Source organism: Rhizobium sp. M1 (assembly GCF_002531805.1).
In the GTDB taxonomy this organism is placed as follows: Bacteria; Pseudomonadota; Alphaproteobacteria; order Rhizobiales; family Rhizobiaceae; genus Rhizobium; species Rhizobium etli_C.
In genome coordinates, this window is sequence record NZ_NWSW01000001.1 from 145,107 (window position 1) to 166,919 (window position 21,813).

Annotated in this window: 22 protein-coding genes and 1 pseudogene; 8 read left to right on the forward strand and 15 right to left on the reverse strand. The window is 61.6% G+C overall.

What is annotated here, in order from left to right:
- Nucleotides 1-99: 99 nt before the first annotated feature.
- The 3 genes from CO655_RS00730 to CO655_RS00740 form a co-directional block, all read right to left on the reverse strand.
- Nucleotides 100-1,323 (reverse strand): argininosuccinate synthase, encoded by a 1,224-nt coding sequence (locus CO655_RS00730; RefSeq protein WP_097580576.1) that lies wholly within the window; start codon nt 1,321-1,323, stop codon nt 100-102.
- Nucleotides 1,324-1,428: 105 nt separating this feature from the next.
- Nucleotides 1,429-1,719, reverse strand: coding sequence for a type II toxin-antitoxin system RelE/ParE family toxin (locus CO655_RS00735; protein ID WP_097663494.1), 291 nt, complete (start codon nt 1,717-1,719; stop codon nt 1,429-1,431).
- Nucleotides 1,716-1,961: a type II toxin-antitoxin system ParD family antitoxin gene (locus CO655_RS00740; RefSeq protein WP_097663639.1), complete on the reverse strand. Its 246-nt coding sequence runs from the start codon at nt 1,959-1,961 to the stop codon at nt 1,716-1,718. The genes CO655_RS00735 and CO655_RS00740 overlap by 4 nt, the downstream gene beginning before the upstream one ends.
- A gap of 83 nt (nt 1,962-2,044) precedes the next feature.
- Here CO655_RS00740 and CO655_RS00745 point away from each other — a divergent pair, with 83 nt between their 5' ends.
- Nucleotides 2,045-2,896, forward strand: coding sequence for an SDR family NAD(P)-dependent oxidoreductase (locus CO655_RS00745; protein ID WP_097663640.1), 852 nt, complete (start codon nt 2,045-2,047; stop codon nt 2,894-2,896).
- 83 nt (nt 2,897-2,979) lie between these two features.
- Nucleotides 2,980-3,621: a LysE family translocator gene (locus CO655_RS00750; protein WP_097663495.1), complete on the forward strand. Its 642-nt coding sequence runs from the start codon at nt 2,980-2,982 to the stop codon at nt 3,619-3,621.
- A gap of 75 nt (nt 3,622-3,696) precedes the next feature.
- Here CO655_RS00750 and CO655_RS00755 read toward each other — a convergent pair whose 3' ends face one another.
- The 5 genes from CO655_RS00755 to CO655_RS00785 all read right to left on the reverse strand — a co-directional run bounded on the left by CO655_RS00755 (nt 3,697) and on the right by CO655_RS00785 (nt 8,880).
- A complete protein-coding gene (locus CO655_RS00755; RefSeq protein ID WP_010031372.1) occupies nt 3,697-4,491 on the reverse strand; it encodes an ABC transporter ATP-binding protein in 795 nt (264 codons plus the stop codon).
- Nucleotides 4,488-5,366 carry an ABC transporter permease gene (locus CO655_RS00760; RefSeq protein WP_097663496.1) on the reverse strand — a complete coding sequence of 293 codons (879 nt, stop codon included), beginning with the start codon at nt 5,364-5,366 and terminating at the stop codon, nt 4,488-4,490. The genes CO655_RS00755 and CO655_RS00760 overlap by 4 nt, the downstream gene beginning before the upstream one ends.
- Before the next feature lie 121 nt (nt 5,367-5,487).
- The gene (locus CO655_RS00765; protein ID WP_097663497.1) at nt 5,488-6,441 is read right to left on the reverse strand and encodes an ABC transporter substrate-binding protein; all 954 of its coding nucleotides are present in this window, start codon (nt 6,439-6,441) and stop codon (nt 5,488-5,490) included.
- Between the two features lie 92 nt (nt 6,442-6,533).
- A complete protein-coding gene (gene rlmN, locus CO655_RS00770) occupies nt 6,534-7,763 on the reverse strand; it encodes a 23S rRNA (adenine(2503)-C(2))-methyltransferase RlmN (RefSeq protein WP_064683826.1) in 1,230 nt (409 codons plus the stop codon).
- A 607-nt stretch (nt 7,764-8,370) separates the two neighbouring features.
- A complete protein-coding gene (locus CO655_RS00785) occupies nt 8,371-8,880 on the reverse strand; it encodes an invasion associated locus B family protein (protein WP_010028921.1) in 510 nt (169 codons plus the stop codon).
- 336 nt (nt 8,881-9,216) lie between these two features.
- On the opposite strand from CO655_RS00785, the pseudogene CO655_RS00795 reads away from it, so the two are divergent.
- Nucleotides 9,217-9,776, forward strand: a pseudogene (locus CO655_RS00795) (sigma-70 family RNA polymerase sigma factor).
- Between the two features lie 14 nt (nt 9,777-9,790).
- Here CO655_RS00795 and CO655_RS00800 read toward each other — a convergent pair.
- Together CO655_RS00800 and CO655_RS00805 are read right to left on the reverse strand one after the other, a co-directional pair.
- The gene (locus CO655_RS00800) at nt 9,791-10,183 is read right to left on the reverse strand and encodes a YkvA family protein (protein WP_064683829.1); all 393 of its coding nucleotides are present in this window, start codon (nt 10,181-10,183) and stop codon (nt 9,791-9,793) included.
- Nucleotides 10,184-10,275: 92 nt separating this feature from the next.
- On the reverse strand, nt 10,276-10,581 hold the full coding sequence (locus CO655_RS00805; protein WP_097663498.1) for a 4a-hydroxytetrahydrobiopterin dehydratase: 306 nt from the start codon (nt 10,579-10,581) through the stop codon (nt 10,276-10,278).
- A 35-nt stretch (nt 10,582-10,616) separates the two neighbouring features.
- Between CO655_RS00805 and CO655_RS00810 the strand changes: the two genes are divergently transcribed.
- Nucleotides 10,617-11,117, forward strand: coding sequence for a low molecular weight protein-tyrosine-phosphatase (locus CO655_RS00810; protein WP_097663499.1), 501 nt, complete (start codon nt 10,617-10,619; stop codon nt 11,115-11,117).
- Here CO655_RS00810 and thpR read toward each other — a convergent pair.
- Together thpR and CO655_RS00820 are read right to left on the reverse strand one after the other, a co-directional pair.
- A complete protein-coding gene (gene thpR / locus CO655_RS00815) occupies nt 11,024-11,617 on the reverse strand; it encodes an RNA 2',3'-cyclic phosphodiesterase (RefSeq protein WP_097580566.1) in 594 nt (197 codons plus the stop codon). The genes CO655_RS00810 and thpR overlap by 94 nt on opposite strands.
- Before the next feature lie 68 nt (nt 11,618-11,685).
- Nucleotides 11,686-12,330, reverse strand: coding sequence for an arylesterase (locus CO655_RS00820; RefSeq protein ID WP_097605921.1), 645 nt, complete (start codon nt 12,328-12,330; stop codon nt 11,686-11,688).
- Between the two features lie 72 nt (nt 12,331-12,402).
- Here CO655_RS00820 and CO655_RS00825 point away from each other — a divergent pair, with 72 nt between their 5' ends.
- The 4 genes from CO655_RS00825 (at nt 12,403) to CO655_RS00840 (ending at nt 17,224) form a co-directional block, all read left to right on the forward strand.
- Complete coding sequence (locus CO655_RS00825; protein WP_097605920.1) at nt 12,403-13,110, forward strand: ABC transporter ATP-binding protein; 708 nt, start codon at nt 12,403-12,405, stop codon at nt 13,108-13,110.
- A complete protein-coding gene (locus tag CO655_RS00830) occupies nt 13,107-15,650 on the forward strand; it encodes an ABC transporter permease (RefSeq protein ID WP_097663500.1) in 2,544 nt (847 codons plus the stop codon). The genes CO655_RS00825 and CO655_RS00830 overlap by 4 nt, the downstream gene beginning before the upstream one ends.
- A gap of 180 nt (nt 15,651-15,830) precedes the next feature.
- On the forward strand, nt 15,831-16,559 hold the full coding sequence (locus CO655_RS00835; protein ID WP_097580562.1) for a Bax inhibitor-1/YccA family protein: 729 nt from the start codon (nt 15,831-15,833) through the stop codon (nt 16,557-16,559).
- A 107-nt stretch (nt 16,560-16,666) separates the two neighbouring features.
- The gene (locus CO655_RS00840) at nt 16,667-17,224 is read left to right on the forward strand and encodes a GNAT family N-acetyltransferase (protein WP_097663501.1); all 558 of its coding nucleotides are present in this window, start codon (nt 16,667-16,669) and stop codon (nt 17,222-17,224) included.
- Between the two features lie 6 nt (nt 17,225-17,230).
- On the opposite strand, the gene CO655_RS00845 is transcribed toward CO655_RS00840, so the two are convergent.
- From CO655_RS00845 to acnA, 3 genes are all read right to left on the reverse strand, one after another.
- Entirely contained in the window at nt 17,231-17,632 is a 402-nt protein-coding gene (locus tag CO655_RS00845) for a DUF2794 domain-containing protein (RefSeq protein ID WP_010026852.1), read from the reverse strand.
- A gap of 282 nt (nt 17,633-17,914) precedes the next feature.
- Nucleotides 17,915-18,655, reverse strand: coding sequence for a thioredoxin family protein (locus CO655_RS00850; RefSeq protein ID WP_097605917.1), 741 nt, complete (start codon nt 18,653-18,655; stop codon nt 17,915-17,917).
- A 231-nt stretch (nt 18,656-18,886) separates the two neighbouring features.
- Nucleotides 18,887-21,577, reverse strand: coding sequence for an aconitate hydratase AcnA (gene acnA / locus CO655_RS00855; RefSeq protein ID WP_097663502.1), 2,691 nt, complete (start codon nt 21,575-21,577; stop codon nt 18,887-18,889).
- Between the last annotated feature and the right edge of the window lie 236 nt (nt 21,578-21,813).

Genomic DNA, 21,813 nt, shown 5'->3' on the forward strand with positions numbered 1-21,813 from the left:
TTAAACGTTCTGAGATTAGGGACGCTTGCTACCGCTTCCACGAAAACGCCCGCGCGGCAAAGCCGGCGGGCGCATATCCGTTTTGAAAGCGAAGCGTGATTACTTCGCGAGGTTCCGCTTGCCGAGCGTGCGCAGGCGCAGCGCGTTGAGCTTGATGAAGCCGGCTGCGTCCTTCTGGTCGTAGGCGCCCTGGTCGTCCTCGAAAGTGACGAGCTTGTCGGAATAGAGTGACTTCTCGCTTTCACGGCCGATGACCATGACATTGCCCTTGTAGAGCTTCAGCGTCACTTCGCCTTCGACATGCTCCTGGCTCTTGTCGATCAGCGCCTGCAACATCTCACGCTCGGGCGAGAACCAGAAACCATAATAGATCAGCTCGGCGTAACGCGGCATGATCTCATCCTTGAGATGGGCCGCACCCCGGTCGAGGGTGATCGATTCGATGGCGCGGTGCGCCGTAAGCAGGATCGTGCCGCCGGGGGTCTCATAGACACCGCGCGACTTCATGCCGACGAAGCGGTTCTCGACGAGGTCGAGGCGGCCGATGCCGTTGTCGCGGCCATAGGTGTTAAGCGTTGCGAGCAACGTCGCCGGCGACATCTCGACACCGTTGATCGAGACGGCGTCGCCCTTGCGGAAGCCGACCTTGATCACCGTCGCCTTGTCGGGCGCGGCTTCGGGAGAGATGGTGCGCATATGCACATATTCCGGCGCCTCCTGGGCGGGGTCCTCGAGAACCTTGCCCTCGGAGGAGGAGTGCAGGAGGTTGGCGTCGACGGAGAACGGCGCTTCGCCCTTCTTGTCCTTGGCGACCGGGATCTGATGCTGTTCGGCGAAGGCCAGCAGGTCCGTGCGGCTCTTGAACGCCCAGTCGCGCCACGGCGCGATGATCTTGATGTCGGGATTCAAAGCATAGGCGGAGAGCTCGAAACGAACCTGGTCGTTGCCCTTGCCGGTCGCCCCGTGGGCGATCGCATCGGCGCCGGTCTTGCGGGCGATATCGATCAGGTGCTTGGAAATCAGCGGACGAGCGATCGAGGTGCCTAGCAGATAGACACCTTCGTAGACGGCATTGGCACGGAACATCGGGAAGACGAAATCGCGCACGAATTCCTCGCGTACGTCCTCGATGTAGATCTCCTTGATGCCGAGCATTTCGGCCTTCTTGCGCGCCGGCTCCAGCTCTTCGCCCTGGCCGAGATCGGCGGTGAAGGTAACGACTTCGGCGCCGAGTTCCGTCTGCAGCCACTTCAGGATGATCGAGGTGTCGAGGCCGCCGGAATAGGCGAGCACGACTTTCTTCACGTCTTTGTATGATGCCATGGTGATGAGGTCCGTTGCATAAAGGCCGGCGAAAACCCGGTGTCGCGGCACTTTTAGCGAGATTGGCGCGTGACGCAAGGGCAAGCCGGACACCACAAGCGCAGTTTAGAGATGGGCCGCGATATTCATGCGCCGATGCAGGATGCGAATAACCGTCAACGCTTCTTCGGTCTCAGCGTAAACGATGAAATGCGAGCGAAACGCCAGGGCCGAGTAGCCGCTCCTCGATCCAATGATTTTGCGGCCACGCTTTGTCTGTGCTGCAAGCGCCTCGCAGTCATCCCGGAGCGCAAAGATATAGTCTTCCGCTTGACCCCGGCCCCATTTCTCTTCGGTATAGTCGTAGATCCTGTCGATGTCGTCGGCAGCGGCTGGCGAGAGAACAACCGCTTTCATTGGCGGCCGCGGCGTGCTCGCTTTCCCTCGACAAAAGCATCAAAATCAAAAGGCCGTGGCTTGCCGGATTTCTCACCCTCGATAATGGCTGCCTCGATTGCGGCAAGCTCTGCCTCGCGCTGCAGAAGCCTCAAACCGGCGTCGATCACCTCGTCTGCGGAGCCATAGGTTCCCTGATCAAGCTGAGTGCCGATAAACTCCTCCATGTGATCATCGATTCTGATAGATACGACCTTCGCCACGCGCAGGTACCTCACAGTTTGACTTGCATTTCGAAACTACCATATTCGCCATCGTCCGAACAATGCTCGAGGAGAGGCTGCCCGTGACGAATATTCAAGACATTTTCAAGAAATCCAATGTTGCGGTCGTCACCGGCGGCGCGTCCGGCATCGGCCTGGCGGCGGCGAGATATTTCGCCGGCCAAGGCATGAGCGTCGCCATCGCCGATCTCGGCGGCGATCGCCTGGCAACAGCCGCCGACGAACTCAAGGCCATTGCCGGCGAAGAAGATGTCATGGCGGTCGAGACCGACGTCGCCAGCCGGGATTCCCTGGAGGCGCTCGAACGCGCCGTGCTCCAGCGTTTCGGCCGCGTGCACGTGCTGATGAACAATGCCGGAATCGGCCCGGAGACCTCGATCTTCAGCGCGCAGCCGAACTGGGATCATATCTTCGCCGTCAATCTGATGGGCGTCGTCAACGGCACGCGCGTCTTCGGTCCGAAGATGCTGTCGCACGGCGAGCCCGGCCTGATCATCAACACCGGCTCCAAGCAGGGCATCACCACGCCGCCCGGCAACCCGGCCTACAACATCTCCAAGGCTGGCGTGAAAGTCTTTACCGAAGCGCTCGAGCACGAGCTGCGCAACACCGCGGCAGCGAAGATCTCCGCGCATCTGCTGATCCCCGGCTTCGTCTTTACCGGCCTCACCAAGGGCGACCGCGCGGAAAAACCCGCCGGCGCCTGGACGCCGGAGCAGACGGTCGATTTCATGGTCGAAAGCCTCGCACGCGGCGATTTCTATATTCTCTGCCCCGACAACGACGTGAGCCGCGCGGTTGACGAGCGACGCATGGCCTGGGCGATGGGCGACATTATCGAGAACCGGCCGCCGCTGTCGCGCTGGCACAAGGACCATGCCGACAAGTTCAAGGCCTTCCTGGACCAGAAGTAATGGAGGCCATCAGAAGGTTTGATTGGTAATTTTCCGGAAGCCGGATAAGAGATTGCCAGATCTTTCCGGCTTCCGAGCGTGCCATGGACTTTCTGCCCAGCCTGCCGACCCTTCTCGCCTTTGCCGCCGCGACGCTGCTGCTTGCGGCAACCCCGGGTCCCGACATGACGCTGTCGATCAGCCGCGCGCTCGCCCAGGGCAAGAAGGCCGCTCTCTTCGTCGTCGTCGGCACCAGCCTCGGCATTGTCGTCCACACCATGCTGGTCGCCTTCGGCATATCCGCGCTGATCACCGCCTCGCCGACTGCCTTCCTAATCCTGAAAACCGGTGGCGCCGCCTATCTGTTATGGCTCGCGGTGCAGGCGATCCGCTTCGGCTCGAAGCTCACCGTCGCCAAGGTCGAGACGCAGAAGGGCACGGCGCTTGCGAACATTTCGTCGGGCTTCTGGGTCAATCTTCTGAACCCGAAGGTCATCATCTTCTTCATGACCTTCCTGCCGCAATTCGTCAGCGCCGGCGATCCCGCCGTGACGCAGAAGCTGCTTTTCCTCGGATTTTGCTTCATCGTGCTCGGCATGCCAGTCAATGCCGGCGTGATCCTCGCCGCCGACTGGCTCGCCTCCTGGCTCCAGAACAACAAGAAGGTGCTGCGCGGGATCGACTATGCCTTCGCCGGCGTCTTCTCGATTTTCGCAGCCAAGATCCTGCTCACCCAGGCGAAATAGCGGCGGACAGGTAAACCGGCCACGGCCTGGCCGATCAGCACGCTGTTGGCTTAGCCAATCAGCACGCTGTCGGCATTAGCCGATCAACAAAGCGTCGTCATCGAGCGTCTGGCCGCGCATCTTGCGGAACATGGCGATCAGGTCCTCGACCTGTAGGTTCTTTCGGTTGTCGCCCGCAACGTCGAGAACGATCTCACCGCCATGCAGCATGATCGTGCGGTGGCCGTAGTCCAGGGCCTGGCGCATGGAATGGGTCACCATCATCGTCGTCAGCTTGCGCTCGGCCACGATCTTCTGCGTGAGGTTCATCACGAACTCGGCCATACCAGGATCGAGCGCTGCCGTGTGTTCGTCGAGCAGCAGTACCTCCGACCCGGCAAGTGTCGCCATGACAAGCGAAACGGCCTGTCGCTGCCCGCCGGAAAGCAGATCCATGCGGTCCTTCAGCCGGTTTTCCAGCCCGAGATTGAGCTCGGCGATCCGCTCCTTGAAGTAATCGCGCCTCTTGCCCCCAAGCGCCGGGACAAGCCCGCGCGTCTCACCGCGCCGGGCGGCCAGAGCAAGGTTCTCCTCGATCGACAAAGAGCCGCAGCTTCCCGTCAGCGGATCCTGGAAGACGCGCGCCACCAGGCCGGCGCGGGCCGCCGTCGACTTGCGCGTCACCTCATTCTTGCCGATCAGCACCTGTCCCTCGCTCGGCAGGACGTCGCCGGCGAGCACGCCGAGCAGTGTCGATTTGCCGGCGCCGTTCGAGCCGATGACGGTGACGAAGGTGCCCTGCTCGATGGTCAGGCTGACGCCGTTCAGCGCCTGCTTCTGCAGTGGCGTGCCGCGTCCGAAGACGACCTTGATGTCCTTGACGCTGATCATGATGCGGCACCTCTGCGAAGGCGGGGAAGAATGAGTGCCACGGTCACCAGCACGGCCGTCACGAAATTGAGGTCGGAGGCCTGCAGACCGATGACGTCGCTCGACAGCGCCAGCTGGATGGCGATGCGATAGAGGATCGAGCCGAGCACGCAGCCGATGAGCGCGATCAACAGCCCACGGCGCCCGAGCAGGGTCTCGCCGATGATGACGGCGGCAAGACCGACGACGATCGTGCCGACACCGGAGGTGACGTCGGCAAAACCGTTCGTCTGGGCAAACAAGGCACCGCCGAGCGCCACCAGCGCATTGGAGATCGCCATGCCGAGATAGATCTGCCGGCTGGTGTCGACGCCCTGGGCTCGCGCCATCCTGGCATTGGCGCCGGTCGCGCGCATGGCAAGCCCGGCGTCGCTTTCCAGGAAGCGCCAGACCAGGACGAGGGCGACGATGACGAGAACGCCGACGAAGAGCGGCCGCACATAGAAATCGCGCAGGCCATGGCCGAAGAACGGGCTGATCATCGTATCGGCATTGATGAGGGCGACGTTGGGTTTGCCCATCACTCTCAGATTGACCGAAAACAGTGCGATCATCGTCAGGATCGAGGCGAGCAGATTGAGGATCTTGAAACGCACGTTGAGCAGCGCCGTCACCATGCCCGCGCCGGCGCCCGCCGCCATGGCGATCAACGCCGCAAGCCAGGCATTGACGCCGGCGATGATCAGCACAGCCGTGACCGCTGCACCCAGCGGAAAGGAACCGTCGACGGTCAGGTCGGGAAAATCGAGGACGCGGAAGGCGAGATAGACGCCGAGAGCGACGAAGGAATAGACCAAGCCGAGCTCGACGGCCCCCCAGAATGCGATTTGGCTCAAGGCATTCAGCCCCTTTTTGTTTCCGTTCCGCCCGTCGCGAAACCGCAGCCTTGTAATACTTCAGCCGCCCCCGTGCAAACGGGAGCGGCTGAATGTGAATGGTCGATGGAGCTACGACCGATTAGTCGATGACTTTGTTGGCCCGCGAAAGCACGCTCTCGGGCAGGGTGACACCCATCTTGGCCGCAGCCGCCTTGTTGACGACGAGATCGCTGCCGGCGGCGGTCTTGACCGCGATATCGCCCGGATTTTCGCCTTTCAGCACGCGCACGACGATTTCGCCCGTCTGCTTGCCGACGTCGTAATAGTTGAAGCCGAGAGCGGCGATCGATCCGCGCGACACCGAATCCGTATCGGCGGTGAAGAGCGGCAGCTTGCTTTCTTCGGCAACCGCGACGGCGCCTTCGAGCGCGGAGATGATCGTATTGTCGGTCGGAATGTAGATCGCATCGGCGCGGCCGACGAGGGCGCGGGCAGCACCCTGAACCTCGGCCGATTTGGTGGCGGCCGATTCGACCACCTTCAGCCCGGCCTTTTCGGCTTCTGCCTTCAGTACGGCGAGCAGCGAAACCGAATTCGCCTCACCTGAGTTGTAGAGATAGCCGATGGTTTTCACGTCAGGCAGGATTTCCTTGATCAGCGCCAGATGCTCGCCGACCGGCGACATGTCGGAAAGGCCGGTGACATTGCCGCCCGGCTTGTCCATGTTCTTGACGAGCTGGGCGCCGAGCGGGTCCGATACGGCCGTGAAGACGACAGGAATGTCGCGCGTCGCCGAGACGACGGCCTGGGCGGACGGCGTGGAGATCGGCACGATCACATCAGGCTCGTCGCCGGCGAACTGGCGGGCGATCTGGGCTGCCGTCGCCGGATTGCCCTGCGCCGATTCGAACACGAATTTCAGGTTCTCGCCTTCCTTGTAGCCGGCAGCCGTCAGCACATCGAGAACCCCTTTGCGGGCCGCATCCAGCGCCGGATGCTCGACGATCGCCGTGACCGCGACGGTCACGTCATCGGCCTTGGCGGGAAGGGAAAGGACCAAACTGGCGGCAAGAGCGAGCAAAATCGGGCGCATGGGTATCCTCCTATATGATTTTGGCGGCACTTTTAGGAAAAGCGCCCCTGAAATCAATCGCGGAGAATTGTTGCGAGGATCAAACTTGCTGATCAGTCGTCGGCGCCGTGATTGGCGATCATCATCGCCTCGAAGGCCAGACGCTCGGTCTTGCGCATGCGTTCGGATTCCGATTTCAGCTGGCCGCAGGCGGCCAGAATATCGCGGCCGCGCGGCGTGCGGATCGGCGAAGCGTAACCCGCCGAATTGATGAAATCGGCGAATTTCTCGATCTGCTCCCAGTCCGAACACTGGTAGTTGGTGCCGGGCCAGGGATTGAACGGAATGAGGTTGATCTTTGCCGGCACGCCTTTCAGAAGCTTGATCAGTCCCTTGGCGTCTTCCAGGCTGTCATTGACGTCCTTCAGCATCACATATTCGAAGGTGATGCGCCGCGCATTGGAAAGGCCGGGATAGGCCTTGCAGGCGTCGATCAGTTCCTTCAGCGGATACTTCTTGTTGATCGGCACCAGAATATCGCGCAGGTCGTCGCGCACCGCATGCAGCGAGATCGCCAGCATGACGCCGATCTCCTCGCCGGTGCGGAAGATCTCAGGCACGACACCGGAGGTGGAAAGCGTCACGCGACGTTTGGACAGCGACAGGCCGTCACCATCCGTAGCGATCAGCAGGGCTTGTTTGACGGCATCGAAATTATAGAGCGGCTCGCCCATGCCCATCATCACGATATTGCTGACCTTGCGGCCTTCGGCGGGCATGATCGTGCCTTGCGGCGCTTCGCGATCCGGGAAGTCGCCGAGCCGGTCGCGGGCGAGCAGCAGCTGCGACAGGATTTCCTCCGCCGTCAGGTTGCGCACCAGCCGCTGCGTGCCGGTGTGACAGAAGGAACAGGTCAGCGTGCAGCCGACCTGGCTGGAAATGCACAGCGTGCCGCGACCCTCTTCCGGAATGTAGACGGCTTCGATCTCGACCGGGCGGCCTGCGCCCCGCGCGGGAAAGCGCAGCAGCCATTTGCGGGTGCCGTCATTGGAGACCTGCTCCTCGACGATTTCGGGACGCGCGATGGTGAAATGCTGCTTCAGCATTTCACGCATGTCCTTGGCGACATTCGTCATATGGTCGAAATCGGAGACGCCGCGCACATAGATCCAGTTCCAGAGCTGCGCGACGCGCATCTTGATCTGCTTCTCGGCCACGCCTTTTTCCCTGAGCGCCGCCGCCATTTCCTCGCGCGACAGCCCGATCAGGGAAGGCTTTTCGGCGCCGGAAGAGGCGTTCGGCGCCCGTGGCTTGGTGACATCAATCGCATCCATGACGGACATGGTCTTTAGATCCCGAATTCGAACACGTAACCGCCCCCGCAAGCCCCGCAGACTTCAGGAGCAAGCCGGAAGAGGTGAGGCGCATGACGGCACATTGGCAGAAATTGAATGGCGGAACGGCGACTGATATCGCGATCTGTCCGCTGTTGGCCCCGGCCTTTAGCATCATTTTACCGGCGCGTCACTATAGAGCCTTTCCTGGTTAGATTGAAGCATTCTGCCGGAGCTGGTTTTCGTCAGGGCAGAGGCGATTGGCGACGGGCATACCCCCAGGTACGTCCGAGCCGATCGCCTCTGATCCTGCCTAGAGATGCCCGGCCCACCGGCCGCACCGCTTCGCCGCGGCGAAGCGATCAGTGCGTCCGGCGCTTTTGAGTCTTGCAGATTTACCTGGCAAATCTGCGGGAGGGTTGGCTGAAACGGGCCGGCTGATCGACTGGCCGGCTTGGCCGTAGAGCTGGGCTACGACGCGCGCCGGCCGGTCGACCATCCGACTCCGTTTGAGCCAACAGAATGCTTCAATCTAACCAGGAAAGGCTCTAGAGATGGAAAACAGCAAGGGCCGGCGCAAGGCCGGCCCTTGAAATTCCGTTGGCTAAAAAAGCGCCTACTTGCAGCTTTCGATCTGTTTCAGCGCCGCCGAGATGCCCGAGAGCGAATAGCTGTAGGACGTGCCCGTGCCCTTGCGCGAGACCGCATTGACCGTCATCGAATGACCGGTCTTCATCGCCGCGACGAGGGCCGGCTCCTGAGCCGCGTTCTCGACCCAGCCGGCCTTGTCCTTGGTGAACATCACGAAGGTCTTGTTGTCGATGACGACGTTGATCTTCGAATTTTCCTTCACCGTGTAGCCCATCATCGCCTGCGGCTCGTAGGAGATGTTCTGGCCGGGGCGCTGCGAGACGATGAAGAAATTGTCGCCGTGGTCGACGCTTGCCGGCTGCTTTGCCGTCGGCACGGACAGCACGTAGCAGACGGTGCTGGCGCCCGACTTGTAGGAATAGGCGCCCCATGCCTGGAACTGCTGAATGCGGGTCGGCGCGGCTTGCTGCGCTGTCGCAACTCCGGCCATACCAAGGGTGAGTGCGAGGGCGGATACGATACTTTTTACAAACATGGATTCCTGCCGGTTCTTGCGATTCAAGGCCCGAAGCGATCATAGCGGGCGGCGCATAATCACGATCTGCTTTATTTTGACTTAATTCAGGTTACCAAATGGTCAACAATAGCTGCAATTTGTATGTGCCTGTGTCATTTCAGCTCGACCACGACTTTTGCCCCTTGCTGAAATCGGCTGCGATGCCGGTGCGCCGATGGCACCGGCCGGCCGTTCGGGTGAATCTAAGACACAAAGATTCAGGCAAGAGTTTGACCTTTCAAAAATCCGTTGTACCTCATTAAGACTTTGGAAATCCGGGACGAAATTTTCGCCGCAGGGGGCTCGTAAGACGACATGGATGCCGAGGAAAGACGGCGTTTCGCTGCCCTCGCAAAGGCTGTCGCAGACGATCGCGACCAGCAGGCCTTCTCCATCCTGTTCGACTATTTCGCCCCGCGTCTGAAGACCTGGCTGATGCGCCGGAAAATGACCTCAGGCGAGGCGAGGAGCTGGTTCAGGAGATCATGATCGTGCTCTGGCACAAGGCCTATCTCTACGATGCCACGCGATCTTCACTCTCGACCTGGCTCTTTCGCATTGCCCGCAATCGCCGCATCGACCTGCAGCGCCGCGCCGACGCCCGCATCTTCGACGAGACGGACCCGGCCCTGCAGCCGCCGGCCGACATCGGCGCCGAGGAAATCATCGTCAATGACGATCGCGACGCCAAAATCCGTGCCGCGGTCGGCCAACTGCCGCAGGAACAGCGCGACATGCTGCGTGCCGCCTTTTTTCTCGGCCAGTCGCACGCTGAGATCGCTGAAGCGACCGGGCTGCCGCTCGGCACGGTGAAATCACGGATCCGGCTTGCCTTCGGCAAACTCCGCAAGGTGCTGGATCAGGAGCTCGGCTGAACCGGCGCCGGCCTTCAAATCGTTTTCATCGTATCCGCTGGCGGGTCGGCAAGGACGCGGTCCGCCGCGTCGTAATGGCCTGGCCGGATATGGCTGCGTACCATGGCGAAGGCGGCCGAAAGCACGGCGACATCGTCAGAAAAGCCGACGACGGCGAAAATATCCGGGATCATGTCGACCGGCATGACGAAATAGGCGAGTGCTGCGAGCAGCACACCGCGCACCTTGGTCGGTGTTTGTGGATCGAGCGCGCAGTAAAAGCCGGCGACGACGTCGCGTGAGAACGGGATCTGCCGCACGGCGCGGCGGAAAGTCGGCCAGAACTTCTGCCGCACCGTCTTCTCCCGCCGGCTCTGGGTATCCTCGTCGCCCGGCAGCAGGATTTCCCCGAATTTGACCTCGTCCATCCCTGACATCCTTTCGTCCCTGCGCACATATGGTGATGGCGCCCAGGCTTTCAATCGGCCCCTTTCAATCGGCCCCGTTCAATCGAAGGCCTTCAGCCGAGACGTCGTGCCGCCGCCTTCTCCATCGCCTTGGCGAGCTTGAAATCCAGCTCCGTCAGTCCGCCGGCATCATGCGTGTTCAGCGTCACGTCTACTCGGGAATAGACGTTGAACCATTCGGGATGATGGTTGAGCTTTTCGGCCGTGATCGCTGCTTCCGTCATGAAGCCGAAAGCCTCGATGAAATTCGAAAACTTGAATGTCTTCGAGATCGAGGAAGCCGCGTCATTGAGCGCCCAGCCGGAAAGCCCCGCCAGTTGCGCCTCGACTGCCGCCCGTTCCAGTTTTTCCGATTTCATGCCATGTTCCTCTTGTTCTTCCGACAGGTCTACCGATGACGCCTATCAGTATCCTCTTCGTTTGCATGGGCAATATATGCCGTTCTCCGCTTGCCGAGGGAATTTTTCGTCATCTCGTCAGCGAGGCTGGTCTCACCGGCCGTTTCACCCTCGATTCCGCCGGCACCGGCGGCTGGCATGAGGGCGAGCCGCCCGACCGGCGTTCGATCGCCACCGCGCAACGTCATGGCATCGACATATCAGGGCAGCGCGCCCGCCGCATCCGGCCAACTGATTTCAGCAATTTCGAGCTGATCCTTGCCATGGACCGCGACAACCTGGCGACGCTTGGCAAGATCGCGCCGCCCAAGGTGAATATCCGGCTCTTCGGCGATGCCGCTCTAGGAACGGGAGAGGATATTCCCGATCCCTATTATGGCGGCCCCGATGGTTTTGAGCTGGTCTATACCAGGCTCTTGACCGGCTGCAGCAAGCTGCTCGAAACGCTGGGCGTCGAGCGGGCCTCGTGCAGCGGAAACACTTCCTCGGTGAGGTAAGGCCCGCCGCCCACCGATTCGCGCGATGAAAGCAGCACGAAGCGCGGCGCCGTGAAAGTTGCGGTGTGGAAGTTGCCGCGCCCGGCCAGATATTGCACGACATCGTCGAGCCGCGACGATTTGAGCCGTGCCAGCGTCACATGCGGCATGAATTTGCGGGGATCCGGCGGCAGGCCGATGCGCTGGCAGATGCGCTCGATCTCACCCTGCAGGGCGTACATCTCAGGCGATTGCGAGACGCCGGCCCAGACCGAATGCGGTTTCTTCGAGCCGAAGGAACCGATGCCTTCGAGGCGGAACTGGAATTCCGGCCGGTCGATCCGGTCGAGGCGTTCGACGATTTCATCGGCGGTGCGACCGTCGACATCACCGATGAAGCGCAGGGTGATGTGGTAATTCTCCACATCGATCCATCGTGCTCCGGGGAGGCCGCCGCGCAGCAATGAAAGGCTCATCGCCGCATTGCGCGGAATTTCGAGGGCGGTAAACAGTCTCGGCATAACGAGCACTCCCCGAATCTTTTGCAGGTGCTTACACGGAATCACGCAATCAATGAGCGCGCAAGCCCCTATTTCTTCACAGTAGAAATCGTCCCGACGAAATTTGTGACATCGGCTTCCATCTTCTGAACCATGACATCCACGCCCTTCGCATTCGGATGCATGCCGTCGCTGAGTTTGAGCCCTGCATCGAGCACCACGCCGTCAAGGAAGAAGGCATAAAGCCGAACTCCGTGTTTCTCCGAAAGTTTCCGATAAATCGGATTGAAGCGTTCGGCATAATCCGCGCCCATATTGGGTGGCGCCATCATCCCGACGAGGAGCACGGCAATGCCGCGTTCCTTCAGCCGCGTTATCATCTGGTCGAGATTCTTTTCGCTCTCTTCGGGCGGAATGCCGCGCAGCGCATCGTTGGCGCCGAGCTCCAGGATGACGCCATCGGTGCCGTCAGGCACTGACCAGTCGATGCGGGCCAGCCCCCCTGTCGTCGTATCGCCCGAAACGCCGGCATTGGCGATGGCGACGTCGAGCCCCTTCGCCTTCAAGGCCGCCTGCAGCTTTTCGGGAAAGCCGTCGCCGGGCGGCAGCTGATAGCCTGCCATCAGGCTGTCCCCGAATCCGACGAGATTGATTGTCCGCGCATTTGCGCCGGCGGCAAAGATCAGTGAGAGGGCAATGACGGTGAATTGAAGGACGGCAACTTTAAATCTCATCCTGCTTTCCCTAGATTGGCGGGGTGCCGTTATGCGGCAATTTGATTACGGGCTTATATAGGGCGATTTCCGTTGGCAAAAACCATCATCGAGTTGAAGAGCGCCGATCTGACCCTTGGCAGCGCCGCGGCCTCCGTCCATGTGCTGAAGGGTATCGATCTCGATATATCAGCGGGCGAATCCGTCGGCATCGTCGGCCCCTCCGGTTCCGGCAAGTCCACCCTGCTGATGGTGCTTGCCGGATTGGAGAAGCTCGACAGCGGCGAAATCAACATCAACGACACGCCGCTCCACGCGCTGAGCGAGGATGAGGTCGCCGATTTCCGCGGCCGTAACATCGGCATCGTCTTCCAATCCTTCCACCTGATCGCCAACATGACGGCGCTGGAAAACGTCGCCGTGCCGCTGGAGCTCGCCAATGTCCGCAACGCCTTCGAGATCGCCCACCGCGAGCTGAATTCGGTCGGTCTCGGCGAACGGTTGAACCACTATCCCGGCCAGCTTTCCGGCGGCGAACAGCAGCGCGTGGCGATCGCCAGAGCGCTCGCCCCCTCGCCCGCATTGCTGATCGCCGACGAGCCCACGGGCAATCTCGATACCGAGACTGGCCGCCAGATCGCCGACCTATTGTTTTCCAAACAGGCCGAACGCGGCATGACCCTGCTTCTCGTCACCCACGACGTCTCGCTTGCGAACCGCTGCTCGCGCCAGATCCGCGTCCGCTCCGGCCGGATCGAAGACGACAGCGCTGCCCGCCGCAGCGAGGCGGCATTCGCATGAGAATGATCACGCCGCGCACCGCGCTTGCTTTTCGCCTGGCACTGCGTGAGCTGCGCGGCGGCATTCGCGGCTTCTACATCTTTCTCGCCTGTATCGCGCTCGGCACAGGCGCGATTGCCGCCGTCAACTCGGTTTCGCAGTCGATCACCGACACGATCGCCTCGCAGGGGCAGGAGCTCTTGGCCGGCGACGTCCGCTTCGAGCTCAACAACCGCGAGGCCACACCGCAGGAGATGGCTTTCCTCGAAAGTCTCGGCACCGTCTCGGTGTCGACCGGTCTGCGCTCGATGGCCCGCAAGCCTGATGGTTCCGATCAGGCGCTGGTCGAGGTCAAGGCGGTCGACGACGCCTACCCGCTCTACGGCAGCTTCGCAGCCGAGCCGGATTATCCGCTTGCAGCCCTGCTTTCGGCCCAAAGCGGCACCTATGGCGCGGTCGCAGCTCCGCTGCTGCTCGACCGGCTTGGCCTTGCGGTCGGCGACGAATTGCTGCTCGGCAATGTCAAACTCAGCATCACCGGCACCGTCAAGACCGAGCCGGACGCCCTCTCCGAAGGTTTCGGCTTTGCGCCGCGCCTGCTCGTCAGCCGCCGGGCGCTCGAAGCCTCGGGCCTGATCCAGACCGGAAGCCTGGTCGAACATGCCTACAAGATCCGGCTGGAGGACAAGCGCGCGATATCGGGCATCCAGGCGCGCGCCTCCAGGGAATTCCCTTCCGCCGGCTGGGCGATCCGCACCAGCGATCGGGCCGCACCCTCGCTTACCGAAAACATCACCCGCTTCTCGCAGTTTCTGACGCTGGTCGGCCTCACCGCGCTGATCGTCGGCGGCGTCGGCGTCGCCAATGCGGTGCGTGCCTTCCTCGATTCCAAGCGCACCACCATCGCCAGCTTCAAATGCCTGGGTGCGCCGGCCGCCGTCGTCGTGCTGATCTATCTCTTCCAGATCACCATCATTGCGCTTGGCGGCATCATGATCGGCCTCGTCATCGGCGCCCTGTCGCCGATCTTCGCCGCGCAGTTCCTAGCACAGTTCCTGCCGGTGTCCACAACCCCGACCCTCTATCCCGGCGCCCTGCTGCTTGCGGCGCTCTTCGGCATCCTGACGACACTCGCCTTCGCCATTCTGCCGCTTGGCCATGCCCGCGAAGTGCCGGCGACGGCGCTCTTTCGCGAGCAGGGCTTCGAGGCCCGCCACCTGCCCTCCTGGCCCTATATCCTGCTTGCGACGCTGTTCATGGCGGCCCTGGCCGGTCTTGCCATCCTCACCGCCTATGACCGCTACATCGCCGTCGTCTTCGTTGGCGCCATCATCTTCGCCTTCGCCGTCCTGCGGCTCGTCGCCGCGCTGATCGCCTGGCTCGCCCGCCGCAGCCCGCGCGTTCACTCGCCGGCGCTCAGGCTCGCGATCGGCAATATCCACCGACCCGGCGCCCTGACACCCTCGGTGGTGCTGTCGCTCGGCCTCGGCCTGGCGTTGCTGGTGACGCTGACCTTGATCGACGGAAACCTGCGCCAGCAGCTGACCGGCCGCATGAACGAGGGCGCGCCGAACTTCTTCTTCGTCGATATCCAGAGCGCCGAGGTCGACGCATTCCGCAACCTCGTCCAGGCGCAGGCGCCGAAGGGCAAGCTCATGGAGGTGCCGATGCTGCGTGGCCGCATCGTCGCCTTCAACGGCGAGGACGTCACCAAGCTGAACGTGCCGGCCGCCGGCCGCTGGGTGCTGAACGGCGATCGCGGCATCACCTACTCCGACGCCGTGCCGGAAAACGCTGCGCTGACCGAAGGCAGCTGGTGGGACAAGGATTACAGCGGCGAGCCGCTGGTCTCCTTCTCCTCGGAAGAGGCCCATGAACTCGGCCTGAAGATCGGCGACACCGTTACCGTCAACGTGCTCGGCCGCAATATCACCGCCAAGATCGCCAATTTGCGCCGCGTCCAGTGGGAATCGCTGTCGATCAATTTCGTCATGGTCTTCTCGCCGAACACCTTCCGCGGCGCCCCGCACGCCTGGCTCGCGACACTGACCGATCCCGCCTCGACGCCGGCCGAAGATGCGGCGATCCTGAAATCCGTCACCAACACCTATCCGACGGTCACCAGCGTTCGCGTCAAGGACGCGATCGATATCGTCAACCAGCTCGTTGCCCAGCTGGCGACCGCGATCCGCGCCGCAGCCTCGGTGGCCCTCATCGCCTCGATCCTCGTCCTCGCCGGAGCGCTTGCCGCCGGCAACCGGGCGCGCACCCACGATGCAGTGGTGCTGAAGACGCTCGGCGCCACCCGGGCCATGCTGATCCGCGCCTTCAGTTACGAATACCTGATCCTGGGGCTTGCGACCGCGATCTTCGCGCTAATCGCCGGCGCCGCCGCCGCCTGGTTCATCGTCGCCCGCATCATGCGGCTGCCCTCGGCCTTTCTGCCCGATGTGGCGGGGCTGACGCTGGTGACGGCGCTCGTCCTGACCGTCGGCATCGGCCTCATCGGCACCTGGCGCATCCTCGGACAGAAGGCGGCGCCCGTCCTGCGCGAGCTTTGACCGGCGAACGACGGCCAAACCCTTCACCTTACGGCGATTTAACCGGCCAGGCCTTCGCAAGCCTCTTGTTTGCGAGGGGCGAAGGCCTCATATTGTCTGCAGGCATGCTGGAGCTCCGCAGCGGCGCCCGGGTCGAAAACCCCGACACCGTAACTCCATCGGAGCTTGTAAGAGGAAACTATGGCTGATCTTCGTAACTATCAAAGCCGCGCTCAAACCGGCGAGATGATTGATCAGGGCCTGCGCACCTATATGCTCAAGGTCTACAACCTGATGGCGCTGGGTCTGGCGATCACCGGTGTGGCCGCATATCTGTCGTTCCAATTCGCTTTCGCCAATGGCGAGATTACCGCTTTCGGTCAGGCGATCTATCTGAGCCCGCTGAAATGGGTGGTCATTCTGGCGCCGCTGGCTCTGGTGTTCTTCCTGAGCTTCCGGATCCATAGCATGACGGTGAGCGCCGCCCAGACGACCTTCGCGATCTATGCCGCGCTGGTCGGCCTGTCACTCTCGTCGATCTTCCTGATCTATACCGGCCAGAGTGTCGTTCAGACGTTCTTCGTCACCGCCGCCTCCTTCGGCGCGCTGTCGCTTTACGGCTACACGACGAAACGTGACCTGTCGGCAATCGGCTCGTTCCTGATCATGGGTCTCTTCGGCCTGATCATCGCCTCGCTCGTCAACGTCTTCCTGGCCTCCTCCGCGATGCAGTTCGCCATCTCGGTGATCGGCGTGCTGATCTTTGCAGGCCTGACCGCCTACGACACGCAGCGGATCAAGGAACTCTACTACGAAGCCGATGACGTTGCCGTTGCCGGCCGCAAGGCGATCATGGGCGCGCTGACGCTCTATCTCGACTTCATCAACCTCTTCATGTTCCTGCTGCAGTTCATGGGCAACCGTAAATAAGCAGGTCCATCAAGATCGAAAAGGCGGCTTCGGCCGCCTTTTTTGTTGCGCCGTTTTCGGAGGAATGGTTTTAGAGGAGCTCTGCCCCGCCGCTGGACCACTGCCCGATGTCCTTCCTTCTGCGCGACGCCTCTGAGGCCGATATCCCTGCCATTACCGGGATCTACCGTGAATCCGTTTTGAACGGCACGTCGAGCTACGAGATCACACCGCCCTCCGAGGCCGAGATGGCGCAGCGCTTTGCGGCGATCGTCGGCCAGCAATATCCCTATATCGCCGCGGCCGATGACGACGGAAACTTCCTCGGCTACGCCTATGCCTCGGCCTTCCGCACCCGCCCGGCCTATCGCTGGATGGTGGAGGATTCGATCTACCTGGCGCCCGAAGCGCGCGGCCGCGGCATCGGCAAGGCACTGATGAACGAGTTGATCGACCGCTGCATCGTCCTCGGCTTTCGTCAGATGGTGGCCGTCATCGGCGGCGCAAGCCCCGCCTCGATCGCGCTTCATCTCAAGGCGGGCTTCGTGGAGGTCGGCCTGATGCAGGGCACGGGCTACAAGCACGGCCGCTGGCTCGACACGATGCTCATGCAGCGCAGCCTCGGCGAGGGCATGACGACCGATCCGGATCCATCCGCCTATCCCGGCACGCTGTTCGCCGGCTGACCAGGCTTACTTATCGACCAGCTTCAAAGCCTTGTCGAACACCTTGAGGACGTGGTTCAGCTCGTGGCCGCGCTTCAGGATCATGCCATTGACGTTGATGACGGAGTAGGCGCCTTGCTTGGCGGCGAGCTTCGGGTTCTTTTCGATTCGGAAGAACGGCATTTCGCCGGAGCGCTTGAAGACGGAAAACACCGCCCTGTCTTTCAGGTGATCGATGGCGTAATCGCGCCATTCCCCCTCGCCGACCATGCGACCGTAGATCCACAGGATCGCGTCGAGTTCGCGCCTGTGGAAAGTCACCGGAAGCGGGTCTTTGCTTTGTTTGTATTCCCTGAGATCGACGACGACTGAAGAACTATTGTCGACGGAGCGGCTTTCGCCGTGTCGCAAATCCGGCTGATCTGTCATCAGTCTCCCGAGGCCTCCGCTTGTGACAGGAGAATGACAGTTTGCCCGAGCCGCCACAAATTGCAAGAGTGCGGCCCGTCACATTCGGCCGCAGTGGAAGAGTCGACGCTTTCTCGGCAGCGCCGCATTTCAGTCAAAACAGCGCCTCATTTGCAGGAGAATTATGCATCCCGGTTTGGCGCCAGCGCGCCAAAGGGCCCGGCGGAGCGTATCGACCTTAACCCCAGCCCCGAATACGCTCGGCCGGGCCGCCCGGACCTTCATCCGTATCAGGATGAAATCTCAGATATTTTTGCCCGCCATCACCACCGTCGCGCCAAGGATCGCGGCCGGATCGCCGTCCGCGGTCGCCGACTGCAGCAGGATAGCGCAACCCTCGAGTTGCGGCCGCTGCAGGACGCTTGCCGGCAGCGTCAGATTGGTCGCCTTGCCATCCCACATGCCGACGGTTTCGACATTGGTGACGCTGTGCAGATAGGAGAGCTTCTTGCCGCTGTTTTCACCCTTTTCGACTTCGATCGTCTTTTCCTTGTCGAAATAGACCATGACGACATTGGCTTTACCCTGCCCTGCGCCGATCTTGATCTCCAGCTCGTCGCCGCGCATCGATGCGCTGATGGGAACGGTCAATCCGTTGCCTTCGCTGCTGTAGCTGTCGATCCGGCTGTTGATGCCCGTGAGATCGGAACCGGCGAGATGGCCGCGCCCGTTGACGATGACTTGCGGCGTGTAGACGTTGCTGCGGCCCATCGTCCTGGCATAGCCGTATTGCCGCTCGGTGTTTTCCTTCGAGCTCAGCGTATCGGCCCAGCCGAGATAGTTCCAGTAATCGACGTGATAGGCGAGCGCGATGACATCGCCCTGGTTCACCAGCTTGCGGAAAGCCGCGTCAGCGGGGGGACAGGAGGAGCAGCCCTGCGCCGTGAAGAGCTCGACGACGCCTTTCGGCGTGCCGTCTTCGGCATGCAGCGGGCCTGCGAGAACAACACCGGCCAATAGCGGGATCAAGAAACGGGGGGACATTCATGCACCTCTTTTTCAGCGCCGACGGCGTATTGGAACCGGAGGCGCTGAGATATGAACGTACGAATAATCCTTCCGGGTCCAAACGAAAAGTCACGAACGGGTGAGACGCGGCACGACCGGAAGCCGCGGAAAACAAATCATCGTGAGTTCGCTCGATGACTGTCGCTGCATAAGAAAGCCGCCGGAAATTGCTTTCCGGCGGCCATGATCATGTCAGGCTCTTAACGATCAGGCAGCGAGATCGCGCAGGACCGTCTGCAGGATGCCGCCATTGTTGAGGTAGATCACCTCGTCGAGCGTATCGACGCGCGACAGCAGCGGAACGTCCTTCACGGTGCCGTCGCTATAGGTGATCTTGGCGATCTTCCGCTCGCGCGGCTTGATCTTGTCCAGTCCCTCGATGGTGACGAGTTCATCGCCCTTGAGGCCGAGGCTCTGCCAGGTCGTGCCCTCTTCGAAGACGAAGGGAATAACGCCCATGCCGACCAGGTTCGAGCGATGGATGCGCTCGAAGGACTGAGCGATCACCGCCTTGACGCCGAGCAGGTTGGTGCCCTTGGCCGCCCAGTCGCGCGAGGAGCCGTTGCCGTATTCGACACCGGCGAAGATGACGAGCGGCACGCCCTCGGCCTTGTACTGCATGGCCGCGTCGTAGATCGAGGTCTCTTCCTTCGACGGGTAGTGAATGGTGTAGCCACCTTCCTTGCCGTTCGGGCCGAGCATGTGGTTGCGGATGCGGATATTGGCAAACGTGCCGCGCATCATCACTTCATGGTTGCCGCGGCGCGTGCCGTACTGGTTGAAGTCGGCAACGGCAACGTCATGGCCGATGAGGTAGGCGCCGGCCGGCGATGCCGCCTTGATCGAACCGGCCGGAGAGATGTGGTCGGTGGTGATCTTGTCGCCGAACAGGCCGAGGACGCGGGCGCCCTTGATGTCGGCGACGCCGGTGCCCTTCTTGCCCATGCCAACGAAGTAAGGCGGATTCTGGACATAGGTCGAATCGTCGTCCCAGGCATAGGTCTGGCCCGGCGGAACCTGAACGGCCTGCCAGTTGACGTCGCCCTTGAAGACGTCGGCATACTTGCTTTCGTAGAGCTCGCGGGTCACGTATTTCAGGATGAATTCCTGGACTTCCTTCGAGGTCGGCCAGATGTCCTTGAGGTAGACGGGGTTGCCGTTCTGGTCCTCGCCGATCGGCTCCTTGGTCAGGTCCTTCTGCACCGTGCCGGCAAGCGCATAAGCAACGACGAGCGGCGGCGAAGCGAGGTAGTTCGCCTGGACGTCAGGCGAAATACGGCCTTCGAAGTTGCGGTTGCCGGAAAGGACGCCGGATACGATCAGGCCCTTGTCGTTGATCGTCTTCGAGATCGGCGCCGGCAGCGGGCCGGAATTGCCGATGCAGGTGGTGCAGCCGAAGCCGACGAGGTTGAAGCCGAGCTTGTCGAGGTCGGCCTGCAGGCCTGACTTGGCGAGATATTCGCCGACGACCTGCGATCCCGGGGCGAGCGAGGTCTTCACCCACGGCTTGGTCTTCAGGCCCTTGGCAACGGCGTTGCGGGCAAGAAGGCCGGCAGCGATCAGCACCGACGGGTTGGAGGTGTTGGTGCAGGAGGTGATGGCGGCAATCGCCACGTCGCCATGGCCGAGATCGAAATCCGTGCCTTCGACCGCATAGCGGTTGGCAAGCTGGCCGGGCTTCTTGTAGTCGGCATCCATCGAGCCGGCGAAACCGGAAGCGATGTTTTCGAGCGCGATGCGGCCTTCCGGACGCTTCGGGCCGGCCATCGACGGAACGACGTCGCCGAGGTCGAGTTCCAGCGTGTCGGTGAAGACGAGATCGGAACCGTCGCCTTCGCGCCACATGCCCTGAGCCTTCGAATAGGCTTCGACCAGCGCGATCCGGTCATGCGTGCGGCCGGACATGGTGAGGTAGTTGATGGTTTCGCCGTCAACAGGGAAGAAGCCGCAGGTGGCGCCATATTCCGGACCCATGTTGCCGATCGTCGCACGGTCGGCGAGCGGCATGTTGTCCATGCCGGGGCCGAAGAATTCGACGAACTTGGAAACGACGCCCTTCTTGCGCAGCATCTGCACGACGGTCAGAACGAGGTCGGTCGCGGTGACGCCTTCCTTGAGCTTGCCGGTCAGCTTGAAGCCGATGACTTCGGGAAGAAGCATCGAAACCGGCTGGCCGAGCATGGCTGCTTCCGCTTCGATACCGCCCACGCCCCAGCCGAGAACGCCGAGACCGTTGATCATCGTCGTGTGGCTGTCGGTGCCGACGCAAGTATCCGGATAGGCGATCGTCTCGCCGTCCTCTTCCTTCGTCCAGACGGTCTGGCCGAGATATTCGAGGTTGACCTGGTGACAGATGCCGGTGCCGGGAGGCACGACGCGGAAGTTCTTGAAGGCCTGCTGGCCCCACTTCAGGAAGCGGTAGCGCTCGCCGTTGCGCTGATATTCCAGTTCGACGTTCTTGGCGAAAGCCTGCGGCGTGCCGAATTCATCGACGATGACGGAGTGGTCGATGACGAGATCGACGGGAACGAGCGGGTTGATCTTCTCGGGATCGCCGCCGAGCGACACCATCGCGTCGCGCATCGCGGCAAGGTCGACGACGGCGGGAACGCCGGTGAAGTCCTGCATCAGCACGCGCGCCGGGCGATAGGCGATTTCGTTTTCGACCGCACCCTTGTTGTTCAGCCACGCGGCAACGGCCAGGATGTGCTCCTTGGTAACCGACTGGCCGTCTTCGAAGCGCAGCAGGTTTTCGAGCAGCACCTTCATCGAATAGGGAAGCTTCGAGACGCCGGGCAGACCGTTTGCCTCAGCCTTGGGCAGGCTGTAATAGACATAGTCCTTCCCGTTCACCGAAAGCGTGGAACGACAATTGAAACTGTCAAGAGATTTAGACACGAGAGACCCCGTTTCTGATAGCCAACACAGTCGTGCGAACGCCTATGCACTTAATGCACATCAGGATGCGGGTACGGCCATTTCCGCTGTCCGCACGTGGAACAGATGCTCCAAGTTCGGCGCAAGGATGAAATTCACGCCGACCGCTGGCGTGGTTGCAGGTCTTATAGATAATTTCCTAAAAACTTGCCATACCCGAGAACGATCAAAATCTGACATTTTTTGACCCCGCCTGA

Bases quoted from the DNA above. Each gene is read 5' to 3' on its own strand.
- CO655_RS00730 (WP_097580576.1), bottom strand. From the start codon at position 1,323: ATGGCATCATACAAAGACGTGAAGAAAGTCGTGCTCGCCTATTCCGGC.
- CO655_RS00735 (WP_097663494.1), bottom strand. From the start codon at position 1,719: ATGAAAGCGGTTGTTCTCTCGCCAGCCGCTGCCGACGACATCGACAGG.
- CO655_RS00750 (WP_097663495.1), top strand. From the start codon at position 2,980: ATGGACTTTCTGCCCAGCCTGCCGACCCTTCTCGCCTTTGCCGCCGCG.
- CO655_RS00755 (WP_010031372.1), bottom strand. From the start codon at position 4,491: ATGATCAGCGTCAAGGACATCAAGGTCGTCTTCGGACGCGGCACGCCA.
- CO655_RS00765 (WP_097663497.1), bottom strand. From the start codon at position 6,441: ATGCGCCCGATTTTGCTCGCTCTTGCCGCCAGTTTGGTCCTTTCCCTT.
- rlmN (WP_064683826.1), bottom strand. From the start codon at position 7,763: ATGTCCGTCATGGATGCGATTGATGTCACCAAGCCACGGGCGCCGAAC.
- CO655_RS00785 (WP_010028921.1), bottom strand. From the start codon at position 8,880: ATGTTTGTAAAAAGTATCGTATCCGCCCTCGCACTCACCCTTGGTATG.
- CO655_RS00800 (WP_064683829.1), bottom strand. From the start codon at position 10,183: ATGGACGAGGTCAAATTCGGGGAAATCCTGCTGCCGGGCGACGAGGAT.
- CO655_RS00805 (WP_097663498.1), bottom strand. From the start codon at position 10,581: ATGAAATCGGAAAAACTGGAACGGGCGGCAGTCGAGGCGCAACTGGCG.
- CO655_RS00810 (WP_097663499.1), top strand. From the start codon at position 10,617: ATGACGCCTATCAGTATCCTCTTCGTTTGCATGGGCAATATATGCCGT.
- thpR (WP_097580566.1), bottom strand. From the start codon at position 11,617: ATGCCGAGACTGTTTACCGCCCTCGAAATTCCGCGCAATGCGGCGATG.
- CO655_RS00820 (WP_097605921.1), bottom strand. From the start codon at position 12,330: ATGAGATTTAAAGTTGCCGTCCTTCAATTCACCGTCATTGCCCTCTCA.
- CO655_RS00830 (WP_097663500.1), top strand. From the start codon at position 13,107: ATGAGAATGATCACGCCGCGCACCGCGCTTGCTTTTCGCCTGGCACTG.
- CO655_RS00835 (WP_097580562.1), top strand. From the start codon at position 15,831: ATGGCTGATCTTCGTAACTATCAAAGCCGCGCTCAAACCGGCGAGATG.
- CO655_RS00840 (WP_097663501.1), top strand. From the start codon at position 16,667: ATGTCCTTCCTTCTGCGCGACGCCTCTGAGGCCGATATCCCTGCCATT.
- CO655_RS00845 (WP_010026852.1), bottom strand. From the start codon at position 17,632: ATGACAGATCAGCCGGATTTGCGACACGGCGAAAGCCGCTCCGTCGAC.
- CO655_RS00850 (WP_097605917.1), bottom strand. From the start codon at position 18,655: ATGTCCCCCCGTTTCTTGATCCCGCTATTGGCCGGTGTTGTTCTCGCA.